We start from the raw sequence: 24,072 nt of genomic DNA, 5'->3' as shown, positions 1-24,072 counted from the left end.
TTATAATTCCCCCTTTCTTGTTAATGCATATAATATCATTCCATTTGATACTATTATTCTTATTATTTCTGACATATCAGTTTTTATTATTGCATTTACAACACTTGGAGTCATTGTTAATATTCCTTGGAATAAAAATGTTCCTATTATTACATTAACTATAGTGGCTCTATTAACTGAAGCTCCTCCTATTAATATTGCTGCTATAGCTGGGAAAGCCATATAGAATGGAGCTAAATATAATTGTACAAATCCAAAACTTTGTTCATATATTATAATTCCTACTGCTGCTAAAACACTAGAAAAAATAACAGATTTTATTCTTTCTTTATCTATATTAATTCCTGTAGCTTTTGAAAATTTTTCATTTGTTCCCACAGCTTTCATAGCTAATCCTGATTTTGTTTGGAAGAATATCCAAATAAATAAAGCTATTATAGTAAAAATAAGTATTTCTCCTATAGGTAATTTAAGTCCTTCAAGATGTAAAGCTTTTTCTAAAGCTCCATGCCAATAATTTTCAACACTAACTGTTGTACGTAATCCTTCTCCACCATAAGCCCATATCATATCAGGACTCTTAAACGGAAGAATTAACCACATAATACACATTAAAGCAACTGATGAAAACCCAATATATGTAGCTATCATCATTTCTCCACCTTTAACTTTATTTAAAATTATTCCATAAAGCCATCCAAATATAACTCCAAAAAAAGCTCCTACAACTATAGCCACTAAAAATCCTTTCATTCCAACAAGACCTAATTCAATACTAATTACGGCACCTAAAAGTCCTGCTTCAACTCCTAAAGGCATTCCAAAATTTAATCCAGTTCCAGCTTGTATCATAGGTACTAATGATAATACTAAAACAACGTTCATTCCAAATCTTACAAGAGTATCACTTAAAGCTGCTCCCAGATTTAATCCTATAAATGGACAAGCCACATACATACTTATAAGGAATAATCCTATAATTATTCTTGGCCATCCAAAAGTATTTATATATTTTTTTAGATTCATTAATTACTTCCTCCTATTCCTGTCATATATTTACCAAACTCTATTATATTTGCTTTTGGAGATAATATTCCAGCTACTTTTCCTTCATTTATTACTGCTATTCTATCACAAATAGATCTTAATTCTTCTACCTCTGAAGAAGTAATTATTATTGTTGTTCCTTTTTCTTTATTATATTTTTTTAAGATATCTAAAACTAATTTTTTAGCTCCTACATCTATTCCTCTTGTTGGTTCTGAAACAAACATTAACTTAGGGTCCATTGTAAAAGCTTTTGCTAAGCATACTTTTTGTTGATTTCCTCCACTTAACTCTTGTACTCTTTGCTTAGAACTCATACATTTAATCTCTAGTTGTTCTACATACTTAGCTGCATTTTTTTCTATTTCTTCTTTATCCATACATCTTAAACAACCAAATTTTTTCTTTAAAAATAATTCTTTTATTTGTATTGCTGGATAAGCTATATTCATTTCTATTGATTTATCTAAAAGTAATCCTACACCTTTTCTATCTTCAGATACAAAGAAAATTCCCTTAGATAAAGGGTCTGTTGGGTCATTTAATTTTATATCTTGTCCTTCAAATGTAACTTTTCCTGTTGAATAATATAGTCCCATTACTCCGTTAGCAACACCTATTTTTCCTTGTCCAGCCATTCCAGCTAACCCTAAAATTTCACCTTCACGAACTTTTAAATTTAATTTTTTTACTAATTCTCCAGGCATATCTACTGATAGATTTTCTATATTTAAAATAACTTCAGAATCTTCTACTTTTAAATGTTCTTCTTGAATTTTTTCATTTTGATTTTCTTCTATATTTCTACCTATCATCCAGTTAGTTATTTCATCTACATTTGTATCTTTAGTTGCTACAGAATTAATCATTACTCCATCTCTTAATACAACTACTTTATCACAAGCTTCAATTATTTCGTTTAATCTATGTGTTATAAAGATAATTGAAATTCCTTTTTTAGCAAGTGATTTTATTGTTTTAACTAATACATCAGCTTCTCCTTCTGTTAAAACTGCTGTAGGCTCATCTAAAACTAATAATTTAATTTTTTCTCTTTCAATTTCTCTAGCAATTTCTGTAAATTGCATATGAGCTACTGGCATTTCTTGAATAAATTCATCACTATTAATCGTAATTCCTAAATTCTCAATGGCTACTTCAGCTCTTTTTTTAATTTCATTTTTATCTAATACTTTTATTCTCTCACCAAACAATAATTCTAAAAAACTTTGTCTTGTACTTTCTCTATTAAGAACAATATTTTCTCCAGCTGAAAACCCTGGTATTAATGAAAATTCTTGATGAACCATTCCAATTCCAGCTTCTAAAGCATCAAAAGGACTATTAAAATTAATTTCTTTTCCTTCTAATTTTATTGTTCCATTATATCCTCCTGTTTCTTTTATTACTGGCATTCCAAATATAATTTTCATTAATGTCGATTTACCAGCACCATTTTCTCCTACTAATCCTACTATTTCTCCTTCTTTTATTTCTAGATTAATATCTCTTAAAACAGTATTTTCTCCAAAAGATTTAGATAGATTAGATATTTCTAGTAATCTTTTACTCATTAATCCCACCTTTCATTTTTAAAATACTCAAATAAAATATTTATAAATTTTATTTAAATTTTTTAAAAATTTAAATATGACAAATATAGATTAATCTATATTTGTCATATCTTTCATTTTTATTATTTTTTATTATTTTACATCAAAATATTTTTCAGGAACTTCTAGCTGAGTCATTCCCATATATCCTTTTCCAAATACATAAGTATCTTGATATATTAAAATATAGTTTTCTCTTTCAATTCCATCACTATCAACTAAATAACTTCCATTCCATCCAGCTCCTGGAGTATTAGCTTTTAATGTTTCCATAACAGCATCAAAATCTAATATATCTGTTTTTCCATCTATTACATTAACAGCATGATCTGCCATTGCTAAAGCACAAGCAAAGTTATATGAATATGCCCATGTTCCCATTCTTCCAGAAGCACCTTTTTTAACAACAACATCTTCTACTTTTTTTAATATTTTTGGCCAATTTCCTCTTTCATCATTAGTAAATTTAATTCCTAGAGCTCCAGGATATCCCATTGTTGGAGATGGTAAGTCAGCCTCTACAAAATATCCTCCTTCTTCTGCTACTCTTTTTAATAAAGGTTCTGTATGAGCATCATTAGTACAGAAGAAAGCAGTATCTTTACCATATTGTTTTAACCAGTTTGGAACTTGCTCTAGTATATATTGTTGTGCTCCAGCTACTCCTACATCACTTACTGGGTCTGGAGCTGAAACTTCATAGAATCCCATTCCTAAATCTTTTGCTGCTTCTTTCATTACATTTCTTCTTCTTGATAACATTTCATAACTTAAATGTCTAGGGAATGATATATGAACAAAATTCTTAGCTCCCATTTCTTTTGCTGCCTTAACTATTAAATATCCTCTAGCTATTGAATCTGGATATAATGCTAAATCTGTAACATCAGCTATCATTTCTGGGTCTTCATGAGCTGTATTAGCTAATAAGATAATATCAGGTCTTTTATCTTTTACTCTTCTATAAGCTTCCACAGTTCCTGGAATAGCTTCTGTCATAATTATTGCTTTCATTTTAGGGTCATCTGCTAAAGCTGTTATTTGAGATATTGTTGTTTCCATTTCTTGCATAAAATTATCTGGATAAGTTATATGAACTACTTTTCCTCCATTAGCTGCACTACCATATTTTGCTGCTACAGCTTCAGCTCCTCTTAAAGAGTCTTCAGATTGAGATACAGTTCCACTTACTACTCCAATATGATAATCTTCTGCAAAGACATTTAGTGAACAACATCCTAGTAAAAAAGAACAAACTAATAATTTTTTCATATTTCTCCCTCCTAATTAAAATATTTTTTTAATACTGTTTAAAATTTTAGTATTATTGTAACTAATAGACATAATTACTATTGAGTGTTATTATACTCCTTGTTGATTTAAATGTCAACATCTATCTTCTATTTTCTTAATTAAAAAAGGAGCTTTCACTCCTTTCTTTTTAATTAATTTATAATAATTTCTCAGCTATTTTTACCTTCATAAGAGCATCTTGTAAAGTTTTTTGAACAATCATAATTTGCTTATCTTCATTAACTTTTTTTAATTTTTCTTGAGCTAATTGAACTTCTTTTTTTGCCATTTCAATATCTATTTCTTCTGGTAATAATGCTTCGTCTACTATAATAGTAACATTATTATTGCTAACTTCTATAAAACCATTAGATATATAATATTTTATTTCTTTTCCTTTAGTTACTCTTATAGATATTTCTTCAGGTTGTAATCCTGATACAAAAGGAGCATGATTAGATAAAATACCCATATCTCCTTCTGTTGTTCTAACTTTCACAAATTCAATTTCCTGAGAAAACTTTTTTCCTATAGGAGTTATTATTTCTAATTTAAAGTTCGCCATATTTATTCAGCTCCCTTCAATAACTCTCTTCCTTTAGCTACTGCTTCCTCAATTGTTCCTACATATAAGAAAGCTTGTTCTGGTAAATCATCATATTTACCTTCTAATATTTCTTTAAATCCTCTTACAGTTTCTTTTATAGGAACATATTTTCCTTGCATTCCTGTAAATTGTTCTGCTACTGTAAATGGTTGTGAGAAAAATCTCTCTATTTTTCTTGCTCTAGAAACAGCTAATTTATCTTCATCAGATAATTCATCCATTCCTAAAATAGCTATGATATCTTGTAATTCTTTATATCTTTGTAATACAGCTTGAACTTCTCTAGCTACATCATAATGTTCTTTACCAACAATCTCTGGGTCTAGAGCTTTAGATGTTGAATCTAATGGGTCAACAGCTGGATATATTCCAAGAGAAGCTATTCTTCTTGAAAGAACTGTTGTAGCATCTAGATGGGAGAATGTTGTTGCTGGAGCTGGGTCTGTTAAGTCATCAGCTGGTACATATACTGCTTGAACTGATGTTATTGAACCTGTTTTTGTTGAAGTTATTCTTTCTTGTAAAGCTCCCATTTCTGTTGCAAGGTTTGGTTGATATCCAACAGCTGAAGGTGTTCTTCCTAATAGAGCTGATACTTCAGAACCAGCTTGAGTAAATCTAAATATATTATCTATAAATAGAAGTACATCTTGTCCCTCTTTATCTCTAAAGTTTTCTGCTATTGTAAGTCCTGTTAATCCTACTCTAAGTCTTGCTCCAGGTGGTTCATTCATTTGTCCATAAACAAGTGAAGTTTTTGATAAAACTCCTGACTCAGTCATCTCATTATAAAGGTCTCTTCCTTCTCTTGTTCTTTCTCCTACTCCGGCAAATACAGAAAGTCCTCCATGACCTTTAGCTATATTATTTATTAACTCCATTATTAAAACTGTTTTTCCTACTCCAGCTCCTCCAAATAATCCTATTTTTCCTCCTTTTATATAAGGAGCTAATAAGTCTATTACTTTTATTCCTGTTTCAAATATCTCAACTTCTGTTCCTTGAGATTCAAAATCAGGAGCTGGTCTATGTATAGGAAGTTTTTCTTCTGTAACAATAGGTCCATTATTATCAACTGGTTGTCCTAATACATTCAATATTCTACCAAGAACAGCTTTACCCACAGGTACTGTTATTGGAGCTCCAGTATCGATTACTTCCATTCCTCTTTGTAATCCATTAGTATCATCCATAGCTATTGTTCTTACCATATTATTTCCTATATGTTGAGCTACTTCAAGAACTAATTCTTTATCTCCATTTTGTACCTTTAAAGCATTGTATATTTTAGGTAAATTGTCTTTAAATAGAATATCTACTACTGGTCCTATTACCTGTGTTAGAATTCCTCTATTTTCCAATTTTTTAACCTCCCTGTTAATCAAATTGTATTAATTATTTTAAGGCAGGTGCTCCTCCTACTATCTCTGTGATTTCTTGAGTTATAGCAGCCTGTCTTTCTCTATTATATTGTAAATTCAATTCTTTCATCATTTCTTCTGCATTATCGTTAGCACTCTTCATAGCGTTTTTTCTAGCTGAGTGTTCACTAGCTGTGTTTTCTAACATTGCCTGATATAATTCTATATTTATATATTTAGGTAATAAATCAGATAAAACAGCTTCTGCATCTGGTTCAAAAATATATGACATATTTTTATTTGTCTCTACTCTTTCGATAGGAATAATTTTTTTAACTAAAAGGTCACTTCTTAAAGCTGAAATAAATTTATTGTAAATTAAATATACTTCATCAAATATATCAGAATAATAATATTCTACAATATTTTCACTTATTTCTTTAGCTTTATCATATATAGTTTCAGGAATAATTTGAGTATATTCTGCTTTTATATCATAACTTCTTTTAGAACAATATTCTTTTCCTTTTTTTCCAACAACTATGACTGATATTTTTTTATCTTTATTTTTTTCTTCTACCTCTTTTAATTTTTTTAATGTCAAACTATTAAAACTTCCACAAAGTCCTCTATCAGAAGTTAAAACTATAATTCCTATTTTTTTTACAGTTTCCCTTCCATCAAAAAGAGGATGTCTCTCAGATTTTATTCCTGCAGCTATATTTGACATAATTTTATGAATACTCTCTGAATAATCACGAGATTTTAAAACTTTTTCAGAGAATTTTTTAAATTTAGTAGTTGAAACAACTTCCATAGCTTTTGTTATTTGGTGAGTAGACTGAACACTTTTTATTCTACTTTTAATTTCTTTAGAACCAGCCATATATTCACCTCTTTTTATTTAATATATTGTTTTTTATATTCTTTTATTGCAGTAGAAATTTTATCTTCTAATTCTTTATCTAAAGCTTGTTTTTCTTTTATTTCATTTAATAAATTTGTAGTATTTCTTAGTTCTTTAATTAAATTAACTTCAAAGTCTAAAACTTTATCTACATCTATATCATCAAAGAATCCTTTAGTTACTGCAAAGAAAGAAATTACTTGTTCTTCTACTGGATAAGGTTTATTTTGAGGTTGTTTTAACATAGCCATTATTCTATGTCCTCTCTCTAATTGAGCCTTTGTAGATTTATCTAAATCAGAACCAAATTGAGCAAATGTTAATAACTCTGTATATTGAGCTAATTCTAGTTTTACTTTTGCTGCTACTTGTTTCATTGCCTTTATTTGAGCTGCTCCTCCAACCCTTGAAACTGATATTCCAGCATCTATAGCTGGTCTAAATCCTGAGTTAAATAATTGTGAATCTAGGAATATTTGACCATCAGTTATTGAAATAACGTTTGTTGGAATATAAGCAGCTACGTCTCCAGCTTGAGTCTCGATTATTGGTAAAGCTGTTATTGAACCTCCACCTAATTCATCTGAAAGTTTTGCTGCTCTTTCAAGTAATCTTGAATGTAAATAGAATACATCTCCTGGATAAGCTTCTCTTCCAGGTGGTCTTTTTAATAATAGAGACATTTCTCTATAAGCTACAGCATGTTTTGTTAAATCATCATAAACGATTAACACATGTTCACCTTTATCCATAAAATACTCTGCCATAGCAACTCCTGAATATGGAGCCATATATTGTAAAGGAGCTGCTTCTGAAGCTGTGGCTGCTACTATTGTTGTATATTCCATAGCCCCTAAATCTTCTAATTTTTTATATATTTGAGCTACTGTAGACCTTTTTTGTCCAATAGCTACATATATACATTTTACTCCTGTTCCTTTTTGATTTATAATAGCGTCTACAGCTACTGCTGTTTTTCCTGTTTGTCTATCACCTATTATAAGTTCTCTTTGTCCTCTTCCAATAGGAACCATTCCGTCTATAGATTTAATTCCTGTTTGTAAAGGTTCAAATACAGGTTTTCTTGATATAATTCCTGATGCTTTTCTTTCAAGTTCCATATATTTTTTAGGAGTTATTTCTCCTTTTCCATCTATAGGTTCTCCTAAAGCATTAACAACTCTTCCTAAAAAATCTTCTCCTGCTGGAATTGAAACTATTCTTCCTGTAGATTTTACTTCATCTCCCTCTTTTATTTGAGAGAAATCCCCAAATATGATAACTCCAACGTTATTTTCTTCTAGGTTAAGTACCATTCCCATTATTTTATTTGGAAACTCTAATAATTCTCCTGCTTTTGCATCACTAAGTCCGTATACTCTAGCAATACCGTCACCTACTTCTAATACAGAACCTGAAGTTTTAATATCAAGACTTTTTTTATAGTTTTCTATTTCAGTTTTTATAATATTACTAACCTCTTCTGGTCTGATTCTCACCTAATACACCTCCGATTATGTGTATGTTAATCTTGTTTGATTAAAGTCTTTAATTGAGTTTTTATAGTTCCATCTATTATCTTGTCACCTATTTTTAAAATTCCTCCACCAATTATTGACTTATCAATATTAACTTTAAGATTAATTTTTTTATTAGTTCTTTTTTCTAAATTTTTGATTAATCTTTCTCTTTGTTTTTCTGTTATATCTTGAGCAAATGTAGCTTCTACATCTAAAATTTTATTTTTTAGATAATAAATTTTTAAATATTCAGCTACAATTTCTTTAATATCTATTATTCTTCCTTTTTCTAAAAGATAGAATATAATATCTTTTACTTTTTCTTTTTCTGAAAAATATATTTTACTTAAGAAATCTTTTTTTTCTTCCAAAGATATTAATGGATGATTTATTATATTTTTAAACTCTTTATCTTTTAAATACATCTCCATTAAAAGATTAAGTGCTTCATAAATTTCTTTTAAATTATTATTAGATTCTCCTACTGAATAAATTGCTTCAGCATATCTTTTTCCAACTTTATTGTCTGCCATTAAGCATCTCCCATCTCATCTATAAAGTTATCTATTAAAGCACTTCCTTTTTTAGAATCTAATTTTTCATTTACAAGTTTTTCAGCAAGTTGGACAGCTATTTTTTGCATTTCTTCTTTAATGTCTTTTCTTGCTTTTTCTTTCATTTTTTCTACTTCTATTTCAGCACTTTTTAGAATTTTGTCTCTTTGGAATGTGGCACTTTTTATTATTTCTTCTCTTCTTTCATCTGCCTTTTTCTCAGCAGTTGTTATTATTTTATGAGCTTCATCTTTTGCTTCTCTTAATATAACTTTAGCTTTTTCTACTTCAGCTTCAGCTATCTCTTTATTCTTTTTAGCTTCCTCTAAATCTCCTGATATTTTTTCTCTTCTTTCTTTAATTATTCTTCCTAAAGGTTTTTTAAAATATTTATTAAAAACAACTATTAAAACAAAGAAGTTGATTATTTGCCAAAACATATTGACATCAATTGAAATAGCGGGCATTGTTTGTGTTGCCAAAATACTCCCTCCTTTCCAGTTCTATAACAATTTTTTATTTTGCTAATGCTGATATAAGTGGGTTTGCATATAATAATATCATTGCTACAACTAGAGAGTAAATTCCTGTTGACTCTGCTATGGCACATCCTAAAATCATTGTAGAAATTATATCTCCTTTAGCTTCTGGTTGTCTTGCTACAGCTTCTACAGCTTTCCCAGCTGCAAATCCTTCCCCTATTCCTGGTCCTAATCCAGCTATCATAGCACAACCTGCTCCTACTGCTGATGCTGCTAAAACTATTGTTTTTGCTAATAACATATCCATATTTCTACCTCCTAAATTTTTGTTTTTATTATTGTCCTAATTGGGGTTCAGAATCCCCTAAAGCTCCTTTTATATGTACTAGAGCTAACATTGTGAATACAAAGCTTTGTACGGCTCCACTAAATAAATCAAAATATAAATGTAGTGGGGCTGGAATAACAGCTGGAACAACTTTATATAGAAGTCCTAGTATTACCATTCCAGCAAACATATTTCCAAACAATCTGAAAGACATATTTACTGGTTTTGCTAATTCCCCAATTATATTAAGTGGTAACATTATTGGTACTGGCTCTGTAAATCCTTTTAAATATCCTAATATTCCTCCCTGTGAAATATTTGTTCCAACAAAGACTATTGTAGTCAATATAGCTAGTCCTAATGTTGTATTCAAATCAGCTGTTGGAGCTCTAAAAGCTGGAGCTAAAACAACCCCCTCTTCTGAAAAAGAGGCCCACGGAATAGGAAAAAACATAAGGATATTTCCTGTAAATATAAACAAACATAAACAAGAAATAAAGCTAAAGTATCTCTTTTTCCATTTACCTAACATCTGAGTTATAATTCCATCTAAGAAATTATAAAGAGATTCAAGCATTATCTGTAATTTACTTGTTGGAATTAATTCCATTTTTCTTGTTCCTAACCTAAATAATAGGAATAGTACAAACATACAAAACCAAGTAGCAACTACAGTCATACTTACAGGTAATCCAACTTTTCCATTACCCATTTCCATTGCTAATGGAAATTTGTCTAAGAATTCTGGAAGTGGAATATAAAAGACTACTTTAGGTCCTTCCACTAGAGGTGGAGTCATAAAAGTAATACTCATAAAAATCTCCTCTCTTTCCCTATTTTAGATACTTATCTTTCCACTTTAAAAGATTTTTATATAAAACCATCAGTAATATATTGAATCTAATATTCAATAGTCCTATGGCAGTACCTAACATCATTCCCAAACTAAAAAAATAAATCGAAATTCCTAAAGATACACAATAAATAAAGTATCTTTTTAAATAGTTTAGAACACCACTTTTAAAACTTGCTCCTTTTAATAAAGAAGTCTTTACATCTAAATAGATAGTATAAAAGCAAAAAATAGATATTAGAGAACCTAAAAACATTCCTCCATATACTTCTTTACTTCCTACTATTAAGCCATAAACTAAAACTATTATAGAGGTTATTAATGAATTTTTTATAATTTTTTTTATATCTTCCATAATGCCTCTCTACTTTTTCATTATTTGTTTATATACACTATAAAACCCACTTACTACTCCTAAAAGTAAAAATATTATAAATAGTAAATGGCTTTCAAAGAAAAATTTTTGTATAAGAAAATATATGCTTAAAGAAACTAAAATATTCCCAATTATAACGAATCCTAATGTCCCTAATAAGGCAAAATATCTAAAAAAATCTTTATTAAACTTTAACATTTTTCCTCTTCAAAACTATTTTAATTATTTTTTAAAATATAAAAATATCTTTTTCCAGCTAAATTTTCATCTACAATAATTTTTTCGACAGATAATCCACTTAAATTACAAGCAGATTCTATTTCTTCTTTTGTAAATATTTTTTTCTCATAAACTTCAGCAAATCTATCATAAGTTTTATTTTTATTTTTTATAAAATATGTAGCTTCAATTATATCTAATCCTGATTCTTCTTCAACTTCATGCTCCCATATCATAGAAAAATCTTTTCTAACATCAGCAAAAACACCATTAGGAAACATCTTATCCATAAACTCTCTATCTACAACATCAAATATATAAATTCCACCATCTTCTAAAGAGTTTTTTACACTATTAAAAGTATCTAGTAAATCCTCATTAGAAGTTAAATGATTTAAAGTATCAAAAAAAGAAAAAATAATACCATACTTTTCTCCTGTATTAAATTCTCGCATATCTCCTAAGAAAAGTGGTATATTCTTTCCTTTCAATTTAATATTTGCTTTTTTTAACATCTCGGAAGATAAATCTAATCCACTACAATTATATTCTTCCAACCTCAAAAGAATTTCTCCAGTACCACAACCTAAATCTAATATTTTTTTATCTTGTAATTTATAATCAGAAATTATATTTTTTAAAAATTGTGTCCAATCATCATAATTACAATTTTCCATAAATTTATCATATATTTTAGAAAAATTTTTGTACATATTCCCCACTGTTCCCAAATTTTTTTTAATATCCTTTTTTATTAAAGACATTATCTCATAAAAGAATCTATATATCAAGCTAAAATAAATTTTTTACCATTTTTTATTAATTTTTTCTTTATGAAATATCAATTTTTAACCACACATGTTTTTTTATTTTAGTACTTTTCTATTTTAATTCTTCATTTTTGTTGGATATATCCATTTTAAAATTTGTAAAATTTCTAGAATTAGCGTAATCTTTTCCCCACTGAACTAATGAAGATAATATTGGAATTAAAGATTTTCCATACTCTGTAAGAGAATATTCTACTTTTGGTGGGACAACAGGATATACTTTTCTTTTAATTAATAGGTCAGTTTCCAATTCTCTTAGTTGTCTTGTTAACATTCTTTCATTTATACTTGGAATAAATCTTTTTAAATCACTATGCCTTGCAACTCCATTAGAATTTATATAATATAAAATTATTGGTTTCCATTTTCCACCCATTATATCAAGAGTCAATTCAAAATAACAGTTATATTGTTTATTAGAATCCATACTATCCCCTCCTTAGCATTTTCTATATTTTATTACTTACAGACAAAAAAGTAAATATGGACAAAAAAGACTGTACTTTACTAAAAATGATATTTAATCTATAATGAGATTATAAAATAATTATTTTAAGGAGGTAATTATGAAAAAAGTTTTAATTGTTGGAGGAGTAGCTGGAGGAGCTTCTACTGCTACTAGACTTAGAAGATTAAATGAAAATTTAGAAATTATTTTACTTGAAAAAGGGCAACATGTATCTTTTGCTAATTGTGGATTACCCTATCACATCAGTGGAGTAATTGAAAATAGAGAAAGCTTATTAGTTCAAACTCCTGAAAAATTAAAAAAGAGATTTAATATAGATGTAAGAATTAATAGTGAAGTAATATCTGTTGATTCTAGTAATAAAAAAGTAGTCATTAAAAATAATGTTGGAGAATATACAGAAACTTTTGATTATCTTGTATTAGCTCCTGGAGCTAAGCCTTTAGTTCCACCTATTGAAGGAATTAATGGAAATAATATTTATACTCTTAGAAATGTAACTGACCTTGATAAAATTATGGAAAAATTAAAAGAAAAACCTATTAAAGATGCCATTGTAATTGGTGGTGGCTTTATTGGAATAGAGGCTGCTGAAAATTTACAAGAAAAAGGGGTTAATACAACTATTATCGAGGCTGCTCTTAGTATCCTTGCTCCTTTTGACAGTGAAATTTCTAATCTTTTAGAAGTTGAACTTATGAGTAATGGAGTTAATTTATTAACAAATAATAAAGTAATAAAATTTGAAGAAAAAAATGAGAGAGTAGTAATTTCTCTTGAAAATGGAAATAAGGTTGAGGGAGATATGGTAATCCTAGCTATTGGTGTAACTCCTGATACAAATTTCTTAAAAAATTCAGGAATAAATCTAGGAGAGAGAGGTCATATTTTAGTAAACGATTCTCTTGAAACTAATATAAAAGATATTTATGCTCTTGGAGATGCCATTTTGGTAAAACATTTTGTAACAGGTCAAGATGTATCTATAGCTTTAGCTGGTCCTGCCAATAGACAAGGAAGAATAGTAGCTGATAATATTATGGAAAAAGGTAAAACATATAAAGGAAGTTTTGGAACTTCTGTTATAAAAGTATTTTCTTTAACAGGAGCTTCTACAGGATTAAATGAGAGAAGTATAAAAGTCCTTGGTAAAAAATATGAAAAAATGTATCTTCACCCTAATGACCATGCTAATTATTATCCTGGAGCTACACCTATAAGTATAAAACTTTTATATGAAAAAGAAAGTAAAAAAGTTTTAGGAGCTCAAGCTGTTGGAGTTAAAGGAGCAGATAAATTTATTGATGTTATAGCCACTGTTTTAAAATTTAGAGGTACTATAGAAGATTTATCAGAACTTGATTTAGCTTATGCTCCACCTTATTCTTCAGCCAAATCTCCTGTTAATATGAGTGGATTTATTGGAGAAAATATTGAAGATAATTTGGTAGAACAAATTTTTGTAGAAAATTTAAAAGATTTTGATAAAGATAAAAATATTATTCTTGATGTAAGAGAGGAGTTTGAAGTTGTTGTTGGACAGTTTGAACATTCTATAAATATTCCTCTTGGACAACTTAGAGAAAGATATAATGAATTACCTAAGGATAAAGAAATTTGGGCCTACTGTGCTGTGGGGCTTAGAGGATATATAGCATATAGATTTTTAACTTCTCTTGGTTATAAAGTAAAAAATATTGCTGGAGGATTTAAAAGTAAATTAAAAATATAACTAAAATAAGATTTTAAATGTCTAACCTTCGAAATATAATTATATTTTGGAGGTTTTTTTATGTTAAAAAAATTTTTTACTATGTTTATTATTTTGATATTTTCATCAACTATCCTTTTAGCAAATAATAATTTTTCTCTTTATTATGGAAAAATTGAAAAAGTGATAAATGATGATAATGGAAAAGTAAAATCTTTATTATTAAATTCTGAAAATAAAGGAGAGTATATTTTCCACCTTTCAGAAGAAACTATTTGTATTGATAGTGGAAGAAAAATCCCAGCTCCTACTAATAATTTCGGTACTGATGAGAGAGTTTATGTATTTCACTCAAATATAGCTACTGCCTCTCTTCCACCACAAAGTCCAGCTCTTGTAATTATGAGAGATATTCCTCAAGATACTATGTGTGGACAATATCATATAATAGAAAATATTATTCAAGAAGAAGATGGAATAAAACTTTTAACAAATAATGGTAATTTATATATTAAAACTGATGAAGAGACTAAGATTTTCCCATATAAAACTAGAAATATTGTAACTATTAATGATATTAAAGTAGGAAGTAAAATTATAGCTTGGTATTATCCTTATGCTACTGTTATTCCAGGAAATACATATGCCACTCATATAATGTTACTACCACAATAAATATTAATAAAAGGGTTATTGTTAAACAATAACCCTTTTATATAAACTTTTTTATTAAATCCTTGAAATAAAAAATTTAAAAATTTCTAACATTTTACAATCATCTAACATTTTTTCAGGATGCCATTGAACACACATTATTTTTTCTTCTTTATTTTCAAATCCTTCTACTATTCCATCTGATGATTGAGCTGTTAAAATAAATTTAGAAGATAATTTTTTCACAGCTTGATGATGATAAGAATTAACAGCTATTTTTTTAGAGTTAAATATTTCAAATAAATAAGAATTTTCTTCTATAGAAACATAATGACAAGGATAATTTTTATTATCTTTTTGTAAATGTTCGATATTATTTTCTTTACACTCTCTATATCCTAAATCTTGATAAAGAGTCCCTCCCTCTAAAACATTTATAAGTTGCATTCCTCTACATATTCCTAAAATTGGAAGTTTCATCTCTTTTGCTATTGAATATAGTTCTTTTTCATAAAAATCTCTTTCTGGTTTAATATTTCCTAAATTTTTTGTTCTCTCTTCATTATAAAGAAAAGGGTCTATATCCGCTCCTCCTGTTAAAAGTAAAGCATCACATAAGCTAAGAGTTTCTTTTAGTAATTCTTTATCATTTGAAAGAGGAATAACTAAAGGGATTCCTCCTGCCAATTCAATGGCTTTTGTATAATCTTCATTTATGAATAATCTTCTAAAACTTTCTGAAACTTTATTCTCTATGAAAAAGAAGTCTGAAGAAATTCCTATTACTTTTTTTTTCATAATAAATTTTACTCCTTTATATTTTTTATTAAATTTATTTGATTTCTTTAAATTATTATATGATATTTTTATATAAGTTAAAAGTTTTTAGCTTATATTTTATAAAAATGCTGGTGTTCCTGGTCCCATAGGTAATCCTATTAATAACCAAATAGTAAAGAATATTATCCAGATAACTAATAATATTACTGAATAAGGAATAGTTAAAGAAAGAACACTTCCAATTCCTAACTCTTGATTTTTACTTCTATATTTTTCCATCATACCTAAAATAACAGGAATATAAGCTGAAACTGGAGAAATAATGTTAGTTGTAGAATCTCCTATTCTATAAGCCATTTGAGTAGTTGCTGGATGAATACCTAACATATAAAACATTGGAACAAATATAGGACCTATAATTAACCATTTAGAACTACCACTACTTATAAATAGGTTCATAAATGCTGTCAAAAGTATTAACATTATTACTAATGGAATTCCTGAAATATCCATTCTTTCTACAAAATGAGCTCCACCAACTCCTATTAAAGTAGAAATATTACTTTTTGTAAAGAAATGTATAAACATTGAAGCTGGTAAACATACTATTAAGAACCCAGAAACTCCCTCTAATCCACTTTGCATAAATTTAGCTATGTCTTTTCCAGATGTAATAGTTTTTGTTACTTTACCATAAAAATATCCAATTAACATAAAATATAAAAATATTATAAACATTAATCCTTGTGTTAGAGGAGAAGTAGGTAATAAATTACCTGAAGCATTTCTAAAGAAAGCATTTTTAGGATAAGAAAGTATAAATAATCCTAAAATAAATATAATAGTTGTAATTCCTACAGCTTTTAATCCTTTATTTTCAGTTTCAGTTAAAGTTAATTCCTCTTTTGAAGGTACTTTTAATGTTTCATCAGCTGGGTCAAATTTTCCTAAAATAGGTGTTATTATTTTTTCTGTTACAATAGTAACTACAGCAGCAAGCATTATTGTTGAAGAAGCCATTACAAACCAGTTCATTAAAGGATGAATATTAACTGGTTCTGAAGTAAATCCAGAAATTATAGATTGAGTTATTCCAGCTAAAAGGGCGTCTGTACCAGCTATTAATAGGTTTGCTGAAAATCCTCCATAAGCAGCCACATATCCAGCCATAATTCCAGCAAAAGGATGACGTCCTAAAGCAAAGAATACAGCTCCTCCAATGGCTGGGGCAAAAACTATACCAGCATCAGAAGCTAGATTAGCACAAATACCTACTATAGCTACAATAAATGTAACTAAATAATCTGGAGCTCCAAAAACTAATTTTTTCATTAAAGCTGATATTAAACCAGATTTTTCAGCTACAGAAACTCCAAACATCATAACTACAACTAATCCAATAGGGAAGAATCCTATATATATATTTACGAAATCTTTTACAAAAGTTCTAAAAAATTCTTTTGATAATAGATTATAAGCATTAACTGTAACTTCTTTCAAACCTTCTTTTGATGTTGTTAAATATGTTACAGAAACATTTAATTTAGCTAAAATAAAAGATAAAATTAAAATAAAAATTGTTAAATAAGTAAATAATACTAGTGGATGAGGTAGTTTATTTCCACCAACTTCTACTATTTTCATAAATTTTTCTAAAACTGACATGTATTTTGTTTTTTGCTTCATAAAGACTTTCCTCCTTAAAATAAATTTATAAATTTTAAATTATATTATTTTTTTATTTTCTGAATAATATTAAAAAGAAATATACATTTTTATTACTGTTTAAATATTTTTTAATATTAAAAAGCAAATTTCATGCCAAAATAAATCCTTGTATTTACCTTGAAAAAACACCCCAATAAAAAAACAGAGCTATTAATTTCACCCTGTTTTTTATTATTTCATCCATTTTAATTTAATACTATACCTTTTCGTCCTTTTAATACTTTTATTTTTCCTTCTTTTTTCAGTTTTTCTATAATCTTTCTTAATTTATATTCACTAATTTCTCCAGATAATTTTTCATACAATTTTTCTCTACCTATTCCTTCAGATAAGCTAATTATTTTTAAAACTTTCTCTTTTATTACATCCTCCGAATTTAAAAAATTCATAAATTCTGGTAAAGGATGTGCTGTATCTTTCATTATTAAATAATATTCTGCTACATTTTGAAGCTCTCTAACATTTCCAGGCCAAGAATAATTCAATAATTTTTTTTCTATATCATTAGATACTTTTTTTAATTTTGTAAAATGGTAGAAAATTGGAAGAATATCCTCTTTTCTATCTGATAAAATTGGAATTTTTGAAGGTAAAACATTCAATCTATAATATAAATCTTCTCTAAATTTTCCTTCTGAAATTTTAGTTTTCAAGTCTTGGTTTGTTGCTGCTATAATTCTAACATTGATAGATATTACCTTACTACTTCCTAATCTCATCACTTGTTTTTCCTGTAAAACTCTTAATAACTTAGCTTGTAAGCTCAAAGGCATATCCCCTATTTCATCTAAAAAAATTGTCCCATTATTCGCTTGCTCAAATAATCCTAACTTTCCATTATGGCTAGCTCCTGTAAAAGCTCCTTTTTCATATCCAAATAACTCACTTTCTAATAAACTTTCTGGTAAAGCAGCACAGTTTATAGCTATAAACGGATATATTTTTCTTATAGAATAGTTATGTATAGATTGAGCTAAAATTTCTTTTCCAGTTCCACTTTGCCCTTCAATCAAAATAGTTTTATCTGATTTTGCAAAAATTTTTAATTTTTCTATACATTCTTTCATTTTTTCTGATTTATATATTATATCTTCAAAGCTTTTATTAGCTATATAACCTTTATTTATTACTTTTTCCTTTATTGTATTTTCTAATAAATGTAAATATGTTACATCATTAAAATAAAATACATCTCTCTCTTCTCCGTAATAATCTTCTTTTTCATGTTTAACTATTATTTCTCTAGTATCTAGTGTTACACTTTCTATGCTTTTATTCATATTTTTTAATAACTCAAATATATTTTTATCAAAAATTTCTTCCATTTTTGTTTTTCCATCTTCAATATATAAGTTTATTAATTTTTGTATATAATCATTACTCAAAATTATTGTATTTTTTGAATCAATCACTAAAATTCCTTGATTAATATTTTTCAATAAATATTTTAGTTGTAAATTTTCAATAGTTGTTTTACGATATTGTGATTTTATTCCCATAAAGTCATTAATTGTTCTACTACAATAATTTAATAAATTATCTAGTATCTTATCATCATAAATTTTTAAATAGTGAATAATATCTAAAAAAGTAATAATATCTAGATGTCTATTACCTATATTTATAACCTTATTAATCCAATCAGGTACATATTTTTCTTCATCTGGAGTTATTGCTACACTGATACTTTCATCTATTTCTTTATCTTTTAAATAGGGAATAAAAGTTACATTTGAAAGGTTTAAGTTATTTAAAGAGTTAGTAGATTGAATAGTATTCATTACACTATCATTAACAACTAGAGCTTTTGTTCCTTTTGGTAATTTTAAAAGAATTTTTATATCTTCTTCCCAAAATGTTCTTTGAAAGATTAATATTTTTATATCTTTTTTTAAATGATGCTTTATCTTCTCTGTTTCATTATGATGAGAAACTAAAATCAAATCTCCTTTTATTTCAATATTGTCTTCTAACATACTATAAGTGATATAATTATATAAAATTGTTTCTCCAAAAACTAATTTTAAATCTTTTATCATTGAATCAATTATTTTTATATTTCTAGCTATAATTGTTATTATTTTTTGAGACATTTTGCTATTTCCTCTCTCTAAATTAATTTTTATATAAATTAGGAGTTGTTATAAATATCATAACAACTCCCATTAATTATTTTTATAATTTTATCCTAGATTTTTTTTAAGCCAATCTTTACCTTCAACAACTCTTGTAATAATCATAGCTGCTACTGTATCTCCACTAGCATTTATCATTGTAGCTGGTGGGTCAACTAAATATCCTATTGTAGCTATAATTGGGAAAGCTTCAGGTGGGAATCCATACATATTAACAATCAACATCTCTCCTATTAATCCACCACCAGGTACTCCTGACATAACAACTCCACCTATTACTGATAGAGCCAAAGCACTTAAATAAGTTCCTGTTCCTTCAAATGGAATTTGATATACACCAAATAAGAAAGAAATTTTTAAAATAGAACTTATAACTGTTCCATCCATATGAGCTGTAGCTCCTATTGGAAGTACTATTTCTCTTATATCTTTTGGAATACCTATTTTCTTACTAGCTTCTAAGTTTACAGGAAGTGTAGCAATACTACTTTGGGTAGCCACAGCTGTAATTGCTGGTGAAATTAAATTTTTTAAAGCTTTTACTCCATCTTTTCCTCCTGAAATATATCCATATAATGGAAAAGCTGTAAACATATAAACTATACATAAAGGATAATATATTAACATAGCTCTAGCATAAGAACCTATTAATTTATCTCCATATTCTCCTACTAAAGCAGCAAAATAAGCTCCTAATCCTATTGGAGCATAATACATTAAAAGTCCTATCATTTTTAAAAATACTTCAGCTAAAGCATCTAATCCTCTAGCTATTATTTTTCCTTTTTCTCCAATCATATTTATACATAATCCAAATACTATTGAGAAAAGAATTAGTGGTAACATATTTGCCTTAGAAATTAATTCTGGAAAATCTGTTACTGTTAAAGCTCTTACAATTTGTTCACCTGTATGAAGAGTTTTTAGAGCTTCTGGAGTTTCTAAAACTAAATCTACTCCTTGAGCTGGTGGAAATATTTTTACTACACAAAAAATATATATAAACGCAAACATTCCTGTTCCAACAAATGTTAAAAGTAATGTTTTTAATATTTTTCCCAGTCTTTTCATATCACTCATAGCAGAAATAGAGCTACTTATTGTAACAAAAACTAAAGGAACAACAATAGTAAACATACCATTGATAAATAAATCTCCCAATGGTTTTAACTTTTTAGCACTTTCACCAAAACGAGCACCTATATAACTACCTATTAGTATAGCACCTATTAAAATTATTGAAAATTTATAGGCTTCCCATATACTTTGTTTTCTTTTTTCCATAGATTTTCCTCCTTTTATTTTTTAATAGATTTTATCTATATCAAAAGTTTTTGTTCCATCCTCTAAAATTAATAATGGTATTCCAATTCCTCCATTTTTTCTTACTTCATTATACATCTCTTCTGTCTCTCTATATGATAAGTATTTTTTTAAAGATGTTAAATCTTCTGATATATTTAAGAATTCTACCTCTATTTTTTTATTTTTTAATATATCTAGAGCATCTACTGTATCTTTACATAAATGACTTCCTATAACTGTTACTTTCATATTTCTCCTTTCATAATTTTATTTTAGAATTTTAAACATATTATATCATAAAAAAATAAAAACAGTTACAAATTAGTAATTTTTTTATAAAAATAAAAAGGATATTACATTCATTCTTAATAAAAACCTTGTAATATCCTCTTATATATTAAAATTTATTTTTCTTGAAATATATCCACTATAACTTTTTCAGTTTCTTCCATTCCTGGAGAAGCTATTTTTCCCATATTTTTCATAGTTTCTTCTGGAGTATTTCCATTTATTCCATGGATATTTGAAATAAATATATTATTCATAGCTAATTCTACTGAACGAAAAGCTGAATCTGTGGCTACAATTCCTTTCATTGTACACCCTTGATTTCCTCCATCACAAATCATTCCAGTTATACCAGATGCCATATTATTAATAATATTTGTTATTTCCTTTTCATTAGCTCCTCTTAAATATCCAATTCCACAAGCTACTCCTGTTCCTCCAGCTATTCCACAACCACAGAAAGCTGACAATCTTCCAGAATATTCTTTTATATAAGTACAAATTAAATAACTTAACATTGTTGCTCTAGCTAATTTTTCCTCACTTAAATTTTTTACCTTATATTCTGCATATAAAGGTAAAGTTGTAATTATTCCATGAGCTCCAGAACCTGTAATACTCATAGCTGGTTCATTTAATCCTAAAACTCTAGCTTCTATAGCTCCATTACATATAAGTTGAGCTGTTTTTAATACATCATCTGAAAATATTTTATTTCCATTTAATCTATAAAACTCTTTTACAAAAGTTGTTCTTGGATTTGATAACCCCTCTTGAAATAAATCTAAATTCATTTTATGAGCATCTAAGACAAATTTTATTTCATTATAATCTACAGTTTCTACATATTCCAATATATCTTTTAAAGAATATTTATGAATTACAATTTCTTCTTTTTTAGCTTGAGTTTTCTCTGTTTTTTTACTAAAAATCTCTTTATCATTTAAAATAATTGAAGTGATATTTGTATGAGTGTCCTCTATTGTTAATTTACAACTTTCACTTTTAGTTTTTAATTCTACTTCAATAAAAATATCTGAACTTATTTTATTTAATTTTACCTCTATTTTTCCCTCATCAATAAGTTTTTGAGCTTTTTTATTATCTTCTTCTGTCACATCTTCTAAAGACTCCAACTCTTTTTCAGGATTTCCTCCAACTAAACCTAAAGCAGCTGAAAATTTATTTCCAAATTCATTAGAGTTTGGAATTCCACAAGTAAAAGCATTTTTATATATTCCTGAATTTAATAAAACTTCTACCTTTTCAACTTCCTCTTTTAAATAACTTTTAGCCTTTGATACAGCAAAAGCTATAGCTCCAGGCTCTGTTACTCCAAGGGCTGGTTTCATATCATTTTTTATTAATATTGTTAATTCTTTCATATACTCCCTCCAAAATTTTCTCTTCATAAAAACATAGACTGACATTTAGTCAGTCTAGTTTAATTTTTTAACCTAAATTTTTCTTCATCCAATCTTTTCCTTCAACAACTCTTGTTATTAACATAGAAGCCATTGTATCTCCACTAGCATTTATCATTGTAGCAAATGGGTCAACTAAATATCCTATTGTAGCTATGATTGGGAAAGCTTCAGCTGGGAATCCATACATAGTAACGATTAACATCTCTCCAATTAATCCTCCACCAGGTACTCCTGACATAACAACTCCACCTACTACTGATAGGGCTAAAGCACTTAAATATGTTCCCATTCCTTCAAATGGTACTTGGAAGATTCCAAATAAGAAAGATATTTTTAAAATTGAACTTAAAACTGTTCCATCCATATGAGCTGTAGCTCCTATTGGAAGTACTATTTCTCTTATATCTTTTGGAACTCCAATTTCTTTACAAGCATCTAAATTTACAGGAAGAGTAGCTATACTACTTTGAGTAGCTACAGCTGTAATTGCTGGTGAAATTACATGTTTTAAAGCTCTTACTCCTTCTTTTCCAGCTGCTATATACCCATATAAAGGGAAAGCTGTAAACATATATACTAAACATAAAGGATAATAAATAGCCATTGCTCTAGCATAAGAACCTAATAATTCTTTACCATGTTCTCCAATTAAAGCAGCAAAATAAGCTCCTAATCCTATTGGAGCATAGTACATTAAAAGTCCTATCATTTTTAAAAATACTTCTGATAATGCTTCTAATCCTCTAGCTATTATTCTTCCTTTTTCTCCAATCATATTTACACAAAGTCCAAATACTATTGAGAAAATTATTAATGGTAACATATTTTTTCTAGATATTAATTCTGGAAAATCTGTTACTGTTATAGCTTTTACTATTTGGTCTCCTGTTTGGAATGGTTTTAAAGCTTCAGCAGCAGGCATACTTAATTCTACTCCTTGAGCTGGTGGAAATACTTTTACTGTTATAAATACATAAATAAAAGCAATAATTCCTGTTCCGACAAATGTTAAAAGCAATGTTTTTAAAATTTTTCCTAATCTATTCATATCGTTCATTCCAGCAATAGAACTACTGATTGTAACTAATACTAATGGAACAACAATAGTGAACATACCATTAATAAATAAATCTCCAAAAGGCTTTAATTTTTTTGCCCCTTCTCCTAAATAAACTCCTATTAAACTTCCAATTATTATAGCTCCTACTAAAATGATTGAAAATTTATAGGCTTCCCATATTCCTTTTTTCTTTTCCATAAACCCCTCCTACTATCTAAACTTTTTATTTTACTATTTCATTAATATCAAAAGTTTTTGTTCCATCTTCTAAAATTAATAATGGAATTCCTATTCCACCATTTTCTCTTACTTTTTTATACATATCTTCTGTTTCTCTGTATGATAAGTATTTTTTTAAAGAATCTAAACTTTCAGAAATATTAAAAAATTCTATTTCTACCCCTTTACTTTTTAATACCTCTAAAGCATTTCTTGTATCTTCACATAAGTGACTTCCTATAACTGTTACTTTCATTTTTCCTCCTTAAAAATTATTTTATTTTTTATTATTTATAAAGCAATTTT

25 protein-coding genes are annotated in these 24,072 nt (G+C 27.7%); 2 read left to right on the top strand and 23 right to left on the bottom strand.

Annotated features, from left to right (window positions below):
• The 15 genes from T364_RS0105010 to T364_RS0104940 form a co-directional block, all read right to left on the bottom strand.
• Complete coding sequence (locus tag T364_RS0105010) at positions 1-1,026, bottom strand: ABC transporter permease subunit (protein WP_027128600.1); 1,026 nt, start codon at positions 1,024-1,026, stop codon at positions 1-3.
• Positions 1,026-2,621 carry a sugar ABC transporter ATP-binding protein gene (locus T364_RS0105005; protein WP_027128599.1) on the bottom strand — a complete coding sequence of 532 codons (1,596 nt, stop codon included), beginning with the start codon at positions 2,619-2,621 and terminating at the stop codon, positions 1,026-1,028. The genes T364_RS0105010 and T364_RS0105005 overlap by 1 nt, the downstream gene beginning before the upstream one ends.
• Positions 2,622-2,753: 132 nt before the next feature.
• The gene (locus T364_RS0105000; RefSeq protein ID WP_027128598.1) at positions 2,754-3,932 is read right to left on the bottom strand and encodes a DUF3798 domain-containing protein; all 1,179 of its coding nucleotides are present in this window, start codon (positions 3,930-3,932) and stop codon (positions 2,754-2,756) included.
• 178 nt (positions 3,933-4,110) lie between these two features.
• Positions 4,111-4,518, bottom strand: coding sequence for an ATP synthase F1 subunit epsilon (gene atpC, locus T364_RS0104995; protein ID WP_027128597.1), 408 nt, complete (start codon positions 4,516-4,518; stop codon positions 4,111-4,113).
• 2 nt (positions 4,519-4,520) lie between these two features.
• Complete coding sequence (gene atpD, locus T364_RS0104990; RefSeq protein WP_027128596.1) at positions 4,521-5,921, bottom strand: F0F1 ATP synthase subunit beta; 1,401 nt, start codon at positions 5,919-5,921, stop codon at positions 4,521-4,523.
• Between the two features lie 34 nt (positions 5,922-5,955).
• Positions 5,956-6,807 carry an ATP synthase F1 subunit gamma gene (gene atpG, locus T364_RS0104985; protein WP_027128595.1) on the bottom strand — a complete coding sequence of 284 codons (852 nt, stop codon included), beginning with the start codon at positions 6,805-6,807 and terminating at the stop codon, positions 5,956-5,958.
• A 14-nt stretch (positions 6,808-6,821) separates the two neighbouring features.
• Entirely contained in the window at positions 6,822-8,327 is a 1,506-nt protein-coding gene (atpA, locus tag T364_RS0104980; RefSeq protein WP_027128594.1) for a F0F1 ATP synthase subunit alpha, read from the bottom strand.
• Positions 8,328-8,353: 26 nt separating this feature from the next.
• Positions 8,354-8,881 (bottom strand): ATP synthase F1 subunit delta, encoded by a 528-nt coding sequence (gene atpH, locus T364_RS0104975; protein ID WP_027128593.1) that lies wholly within the window; start codon positions 8,879-8,881, stop codon positions 8,354-8,356.
• The gene (atpF, locus tag T364_RS0104970; protein WP_051532654.1) at positions 8,881-9,384 is read right to left on the bottom strand and encodes a F0F1 ATP synthase subunit B; all 504 of its coding nucleotides are present in this window, start codon (positions 9,382-9,384) and stop codon (positions 8,881-8,883) included. Before atpF ends, atpH begins: the two co-directional genes overlap by 1 nt.
• Before the next feature lie 34 nt (positions 9,385-9,418).
• The gene (atpE, locus tag T364_RS0104965) at positions 9,419-9,691 is read right to left on the bottom strand and encodes an ATP synthase F0 subunit C (protein WP_027128591.1); all 273 of its coding nucleotides are present in this window, start codon (positions 9,689-9,691) and stop codon (positions 9,419-9,421) included.
• A gap of 28 nt (positions 9,692-9,719) precedes the next feature.
• A complete protein-coding gene (gene atpB, locus T364_RS0104960; protein ID WP_035945391.1) occupies positions 9,720-10,526 on the bottom strand; it encodes a F0F1 ATP synthase subunit A in 807 nt (268 codons plus the stop codon).
• 19 nt (positions 10,527-10,545) lie between these two features.
• Positions 10,546-10,920 carry an ATP synthase subunit I gene (locus tag T364_RS0104955; protein WP_027128589.1) on the bottom strand — a complete coding sequence of 125 codons (375 nt, stop codon included), beginning with the start codon at positions 10,918-10,920 and terminating at the stop codon, positions 10,546-10,548.
• A 9-nt stretch (positions 10,921-10,929) separates the two neighbouring features.
• The gene (locus T364_RS0104950; protein ID WP_027128588.1) at positions 10,930-11,139 is read right to left on the bottom strand and encodes an AtpZ/AtpI family protein; all 210 of its coding nucleotides are present in this window, start codon (positions 11,137-11,139) and stop codon (positions 10,930-10,932) included.
• Between the two features lie 20 nt (positions 11,140-11,159).
• Positions 11,160-11,873 carry a class I SAM-dependent DNA methyltransferase gene (locus tag T364_RS0104945; RefSeq protein WP_027128587.1) on the bottom strand — a complete coding sequence of 238 codons (714 nt, stop codon included), beginning with the start codon at positions 11,871-11,873 and terminating at the stop codon, positions 11,160-11,162.
• A gap of 169 nt (positions 11,874-12,042) precedes the next feature.
• Positions 12,043-12,417: a winged helix-turn-helix transcriptional regulator gene (locus T364_RS0104940; protein ID WP_027128586.1), complete on the bottom strand. Its 375-nt coding sequence runs from the start codon at positions 12,415-12,417 to the stop codon at positions 12,043-12,045.
• 139 nt (positions 12,418-12,556) lie between these two features.
• On the opposite strand from T364_RS0104940, the gene T364_RS10535 reads away from it, so the two are divergent.
• On the top strand, positions 12,557-14,191 hold the full coding sequence (locus tag T364_RS10535; RefSeq protein WP_051532653.1) for an FAD-dependent oxidoreductase: 1,635 nt from the start codon (positions 12,557-12,559) through the stop codon (positions 14,189-14,191).
• Between the two features lie 60 nt (positions 14,192-14,251).
• Entirely contained in the window at positions 14,252-14,845 is a 594-nt protein-coding gene (locus T364_RS0104930; protein WP_027128585.1) for a hypothetical protein, read from the top strand.
• 54 nt (positions 14,846-14,899) lie between these two features.
• Here T364_RS0104930 and T364_RS0104925 read toward each other — a convergent pair whose 3' ends face one another.
• From T364_RS0104925 to T364_RS0104890, 8 genes are all read right to left on the bottom strand, one after another.
• On the bottom strand, positions 14,900-15,622 hold the full coding sequence (locus T364_RS0104925; RefSeq protein WP_027128584.1) for a gamma-glutamyl-gamma-aminobutyrate hydrolase family protein: 723 nt from the start codon (positions 15,620-15,622) through the stop codon (positions 14,900-14,902).
• A 99-nt stretch (positions 15,623-15,721) separates the two neighbouring features.
• Entirely contained in the window at positions 15,722-17,290 is a 1,569-nt protein-coding gene (locus T364_RS0104920) for an AbgT family transporter (RefSeq protein ID WP_027128583.1), read from the bottom strand.
• Between the two features lie 227 nt (positions 17,291-17,517).
• Positions 17,518-19,425, bottom strand: a complete 1,908-nt coding sequence (locus T364_RS11345; RefSeq protein ID WP_051532652.1) for a sigma-54 interaction domain-containing protein — start codon at positions 19,423-19,425, stop codon at positions 17,518-17,520.
• A 90-nt stretch (positions 19,426-19,515) separates the two neighbouring features.
• Positions 19,516-20,751 (bottom strand): dicarboxylate/amino acid:cation symporter, encoded by a 1,236-nt coding sequence (locus tag T364_RS0104910; RefSeq protein WP_027128582.1) that lies wholly within the window; start codon positions 20,749-20,751, stop codon positions 19,516-19,518.
• Between the two features lie 21 nt (positions 20,752-20,772).
• Positions 20,773-21,021 (bottom strand): glutaredoxin, encoded by a 249-nt coding sequence (locus T364_RS0104905; RefSeq protein ID WP_027128581.1) that lies wholly within the window; start codon positions 21,019-21,021, stop codon positions 20,773-20,775.
• 155 nt (positions 21,022-21,176) lie between these two features.
• On the bottom strand, positions 21,177-22,445 hold the full coding sequence (locus tag T364_RS0104900; RefSeq protein ID WP_027128580.1) for an L-cysteine desulfidase family protein: 1,269 nt from the start codon (positions 22,443-22,445) through the stop codon (positions 21,177-21,179).
• A 67-nt stretch (positions 22,446-22,512) separates the two neighbouring features.
• Positions 22,513-23,745, bottom strand: coding sequence for a dicarboxylate/amino acid:cation symporter (locus tag T364_RS0104895; RefSeq protein ID WP_027128579.1), 1,233 nt, complete (start codon positions 23,743-23,745; stop codon positions 22,513-22,515).
• Positions 23,746-23,770: 25 nt separating this feature from the next.
• Positions 23,771-24,022 (bottom strand): glutaredoxin, encoded by a 252-nt coding sequence (locus T364_RS0104890; RefSeq protein ID WP_027128578.1) that lies wholly within the window; start codon positions 24,020-24,022, stop codon positions 23,771-23,773.
• Positions 24,023-24,072: the final 50 nt, after the last annotated feature.

The sequence above is a fragment of the Fusobacterium perfoetens ATCC 29250 genome (assembly GCF_000622245.1).
GTDB lineage: Bacteria > Fusobacteriota > Fusobacteriia > Fusobacteriales > Fusobacteriaceae > Fusobacterium_B > Fusobacterium_B perfoetens.
Note: the sequence above shows the minus strand (reverse complement) of the source record. Positions and strands in the feature narration are given on the sequence as shown.

Coding starts and splice junctions, on each gene's coding strand:
- T364_RS0105010 (WP_027128600.1), bottom strand. CDS start 1,026: ATGAATCTAAAAAAATATATAAATACTTTTGGATGGCCAAGAATAATT.
- T364_RS0105005 (WP_027128599.1), bottom strand. CDS start 2,621: ATGAGTAAAAGATTACTAGAAATATCTAATCTATCTAAATCTTTTGGA.
- T364_RS0105000 (WP_027128598.1), bottom strand. CDS start 3,932: ATGAAAAAATTATTAGTTTGTTCTTTTTTACTAGGATGTTGTTCACTA.
- atpC (WP_027128597.1), bottom strand. CDS start 4,518: ATGGCGAACTTTAAATTAGAAATAATAACTCCTATAGGAAAAAAGTTT.
- atpG (WP_027128595.1), bottom strand. CDS start 6,807: ATGGCTGGTTCTAAAGAAATTAAAAGTAGAATAAAAAGTGTTCAGTCT.
- atpH (WP_027128593.1), bottom strand. CDS start 8,881: ATGGCAGACAATAAAGTTGGAAAAAGATATGCTGAAGCAATTTATTCA.
- atpE (WP_027128591.1), bottom strand. CDS start 9,691: ATGGATATGTTATTAGCAAAAACAATAGTTTTAGCAGCATCAGCAGTA.
- atpB (WP_035945391.1), bottom strand. CDS start 10,526: ATGAGTATTACTTTTATGACTCCACCTCTAGTGGAAGGACCTAAAGTA.
- T364_RS0104955 (WP_027128589.1), bottom strand. CDS start 10,920: ATGGAAGATATAAAAAAAATTATAAAAAATTCATTAATAACCTCTATA.
- T364_RS0104950 (WP_027128588.1), bottom strand. CDS start 11,139: ATGTTAAAGTTTAATAAAGATTTTTTTAGATATTTTGCCTTATTAGGG.
- T364_RS0104945 (WP_027128587.1), bottom strand. CDS start 11,873: ATGTACAAAAATTTTTCTAAAATATATGATAAATTTATGGAAAATTGT.
- T364_RS0104940 (WP_027128586.1), bottom strand. CDS start 12,417: ATGGATTCTAATAAACAATATAACTGTTATTTTGAATTGACTCTTGAT.
- T364_RS10535 (WP_051532653.1), top strand. CDS start 12,557: ATGAAAAAAGTTTTAATTGTTGGAGGAGTAGCTGGAGGAGCTTCTACT.
- T364_RS0104930 (WP_027128585.1), top strand. CDS start 14,252: ATGTTAAAAAAATTTTTTACTATGTTTATTATTTTGATATTTTCATCA.
- T364_RS0104925 (WP_027128584.1), bottom strand. CDS start 15,622: ATGAAAAAAAAAGTAATAGGAATTTCTTCAGACTTCTTTTTCATAGAG.
- T364_RS0104920 (WP_027128583.1), bottom strand. CDS start 17,290: ATGAAGCAAAAAACAAAATACATGTCAGTTTTAGAAAAATTTATGAAA.
- T364_RS11345 (WP_051532652.1), bottom strand. CDS start 19,425: ATGTCTCAAAAAATAATAACAATTATAGCTAGAAATATAAAAATAATT.
- T364_RS0104910 (WP_027128582.1), bottom strand. CDS start 20,751: ATGGAAAAAAGAAAACAAAGTATATGGGAAGCCTATAAATTTTCAATA.
- T364_RS0104905 (WP_027128581.1), bottom strand. CDS start 21,021: ATGAAAGTAACAGTTATAGGAAGTCATTTATGTAAAGATACAGTAGAT.
- T364_RS0104900 (WP_027128580.1), bottom strand. CDS start 22,445: ATGAAAGAATTAACAATATTAATAAAAAATGATATGAAACCAGCCCTT.
- T364_RS0104895 (WP_027128579.1), bottom strand. CDS start 23,745: ATGGAAAAGAAAAAAGGAATATGGGAAGCCTATAAATTTTCAATCATT.
- T364_RS0104890 (WP_027128578.1), bottom strand. CDS start 24,022: ATGAAAGTAACAGTTATAGGAAGTCACTTATGTGAAGATACAAGAAAT.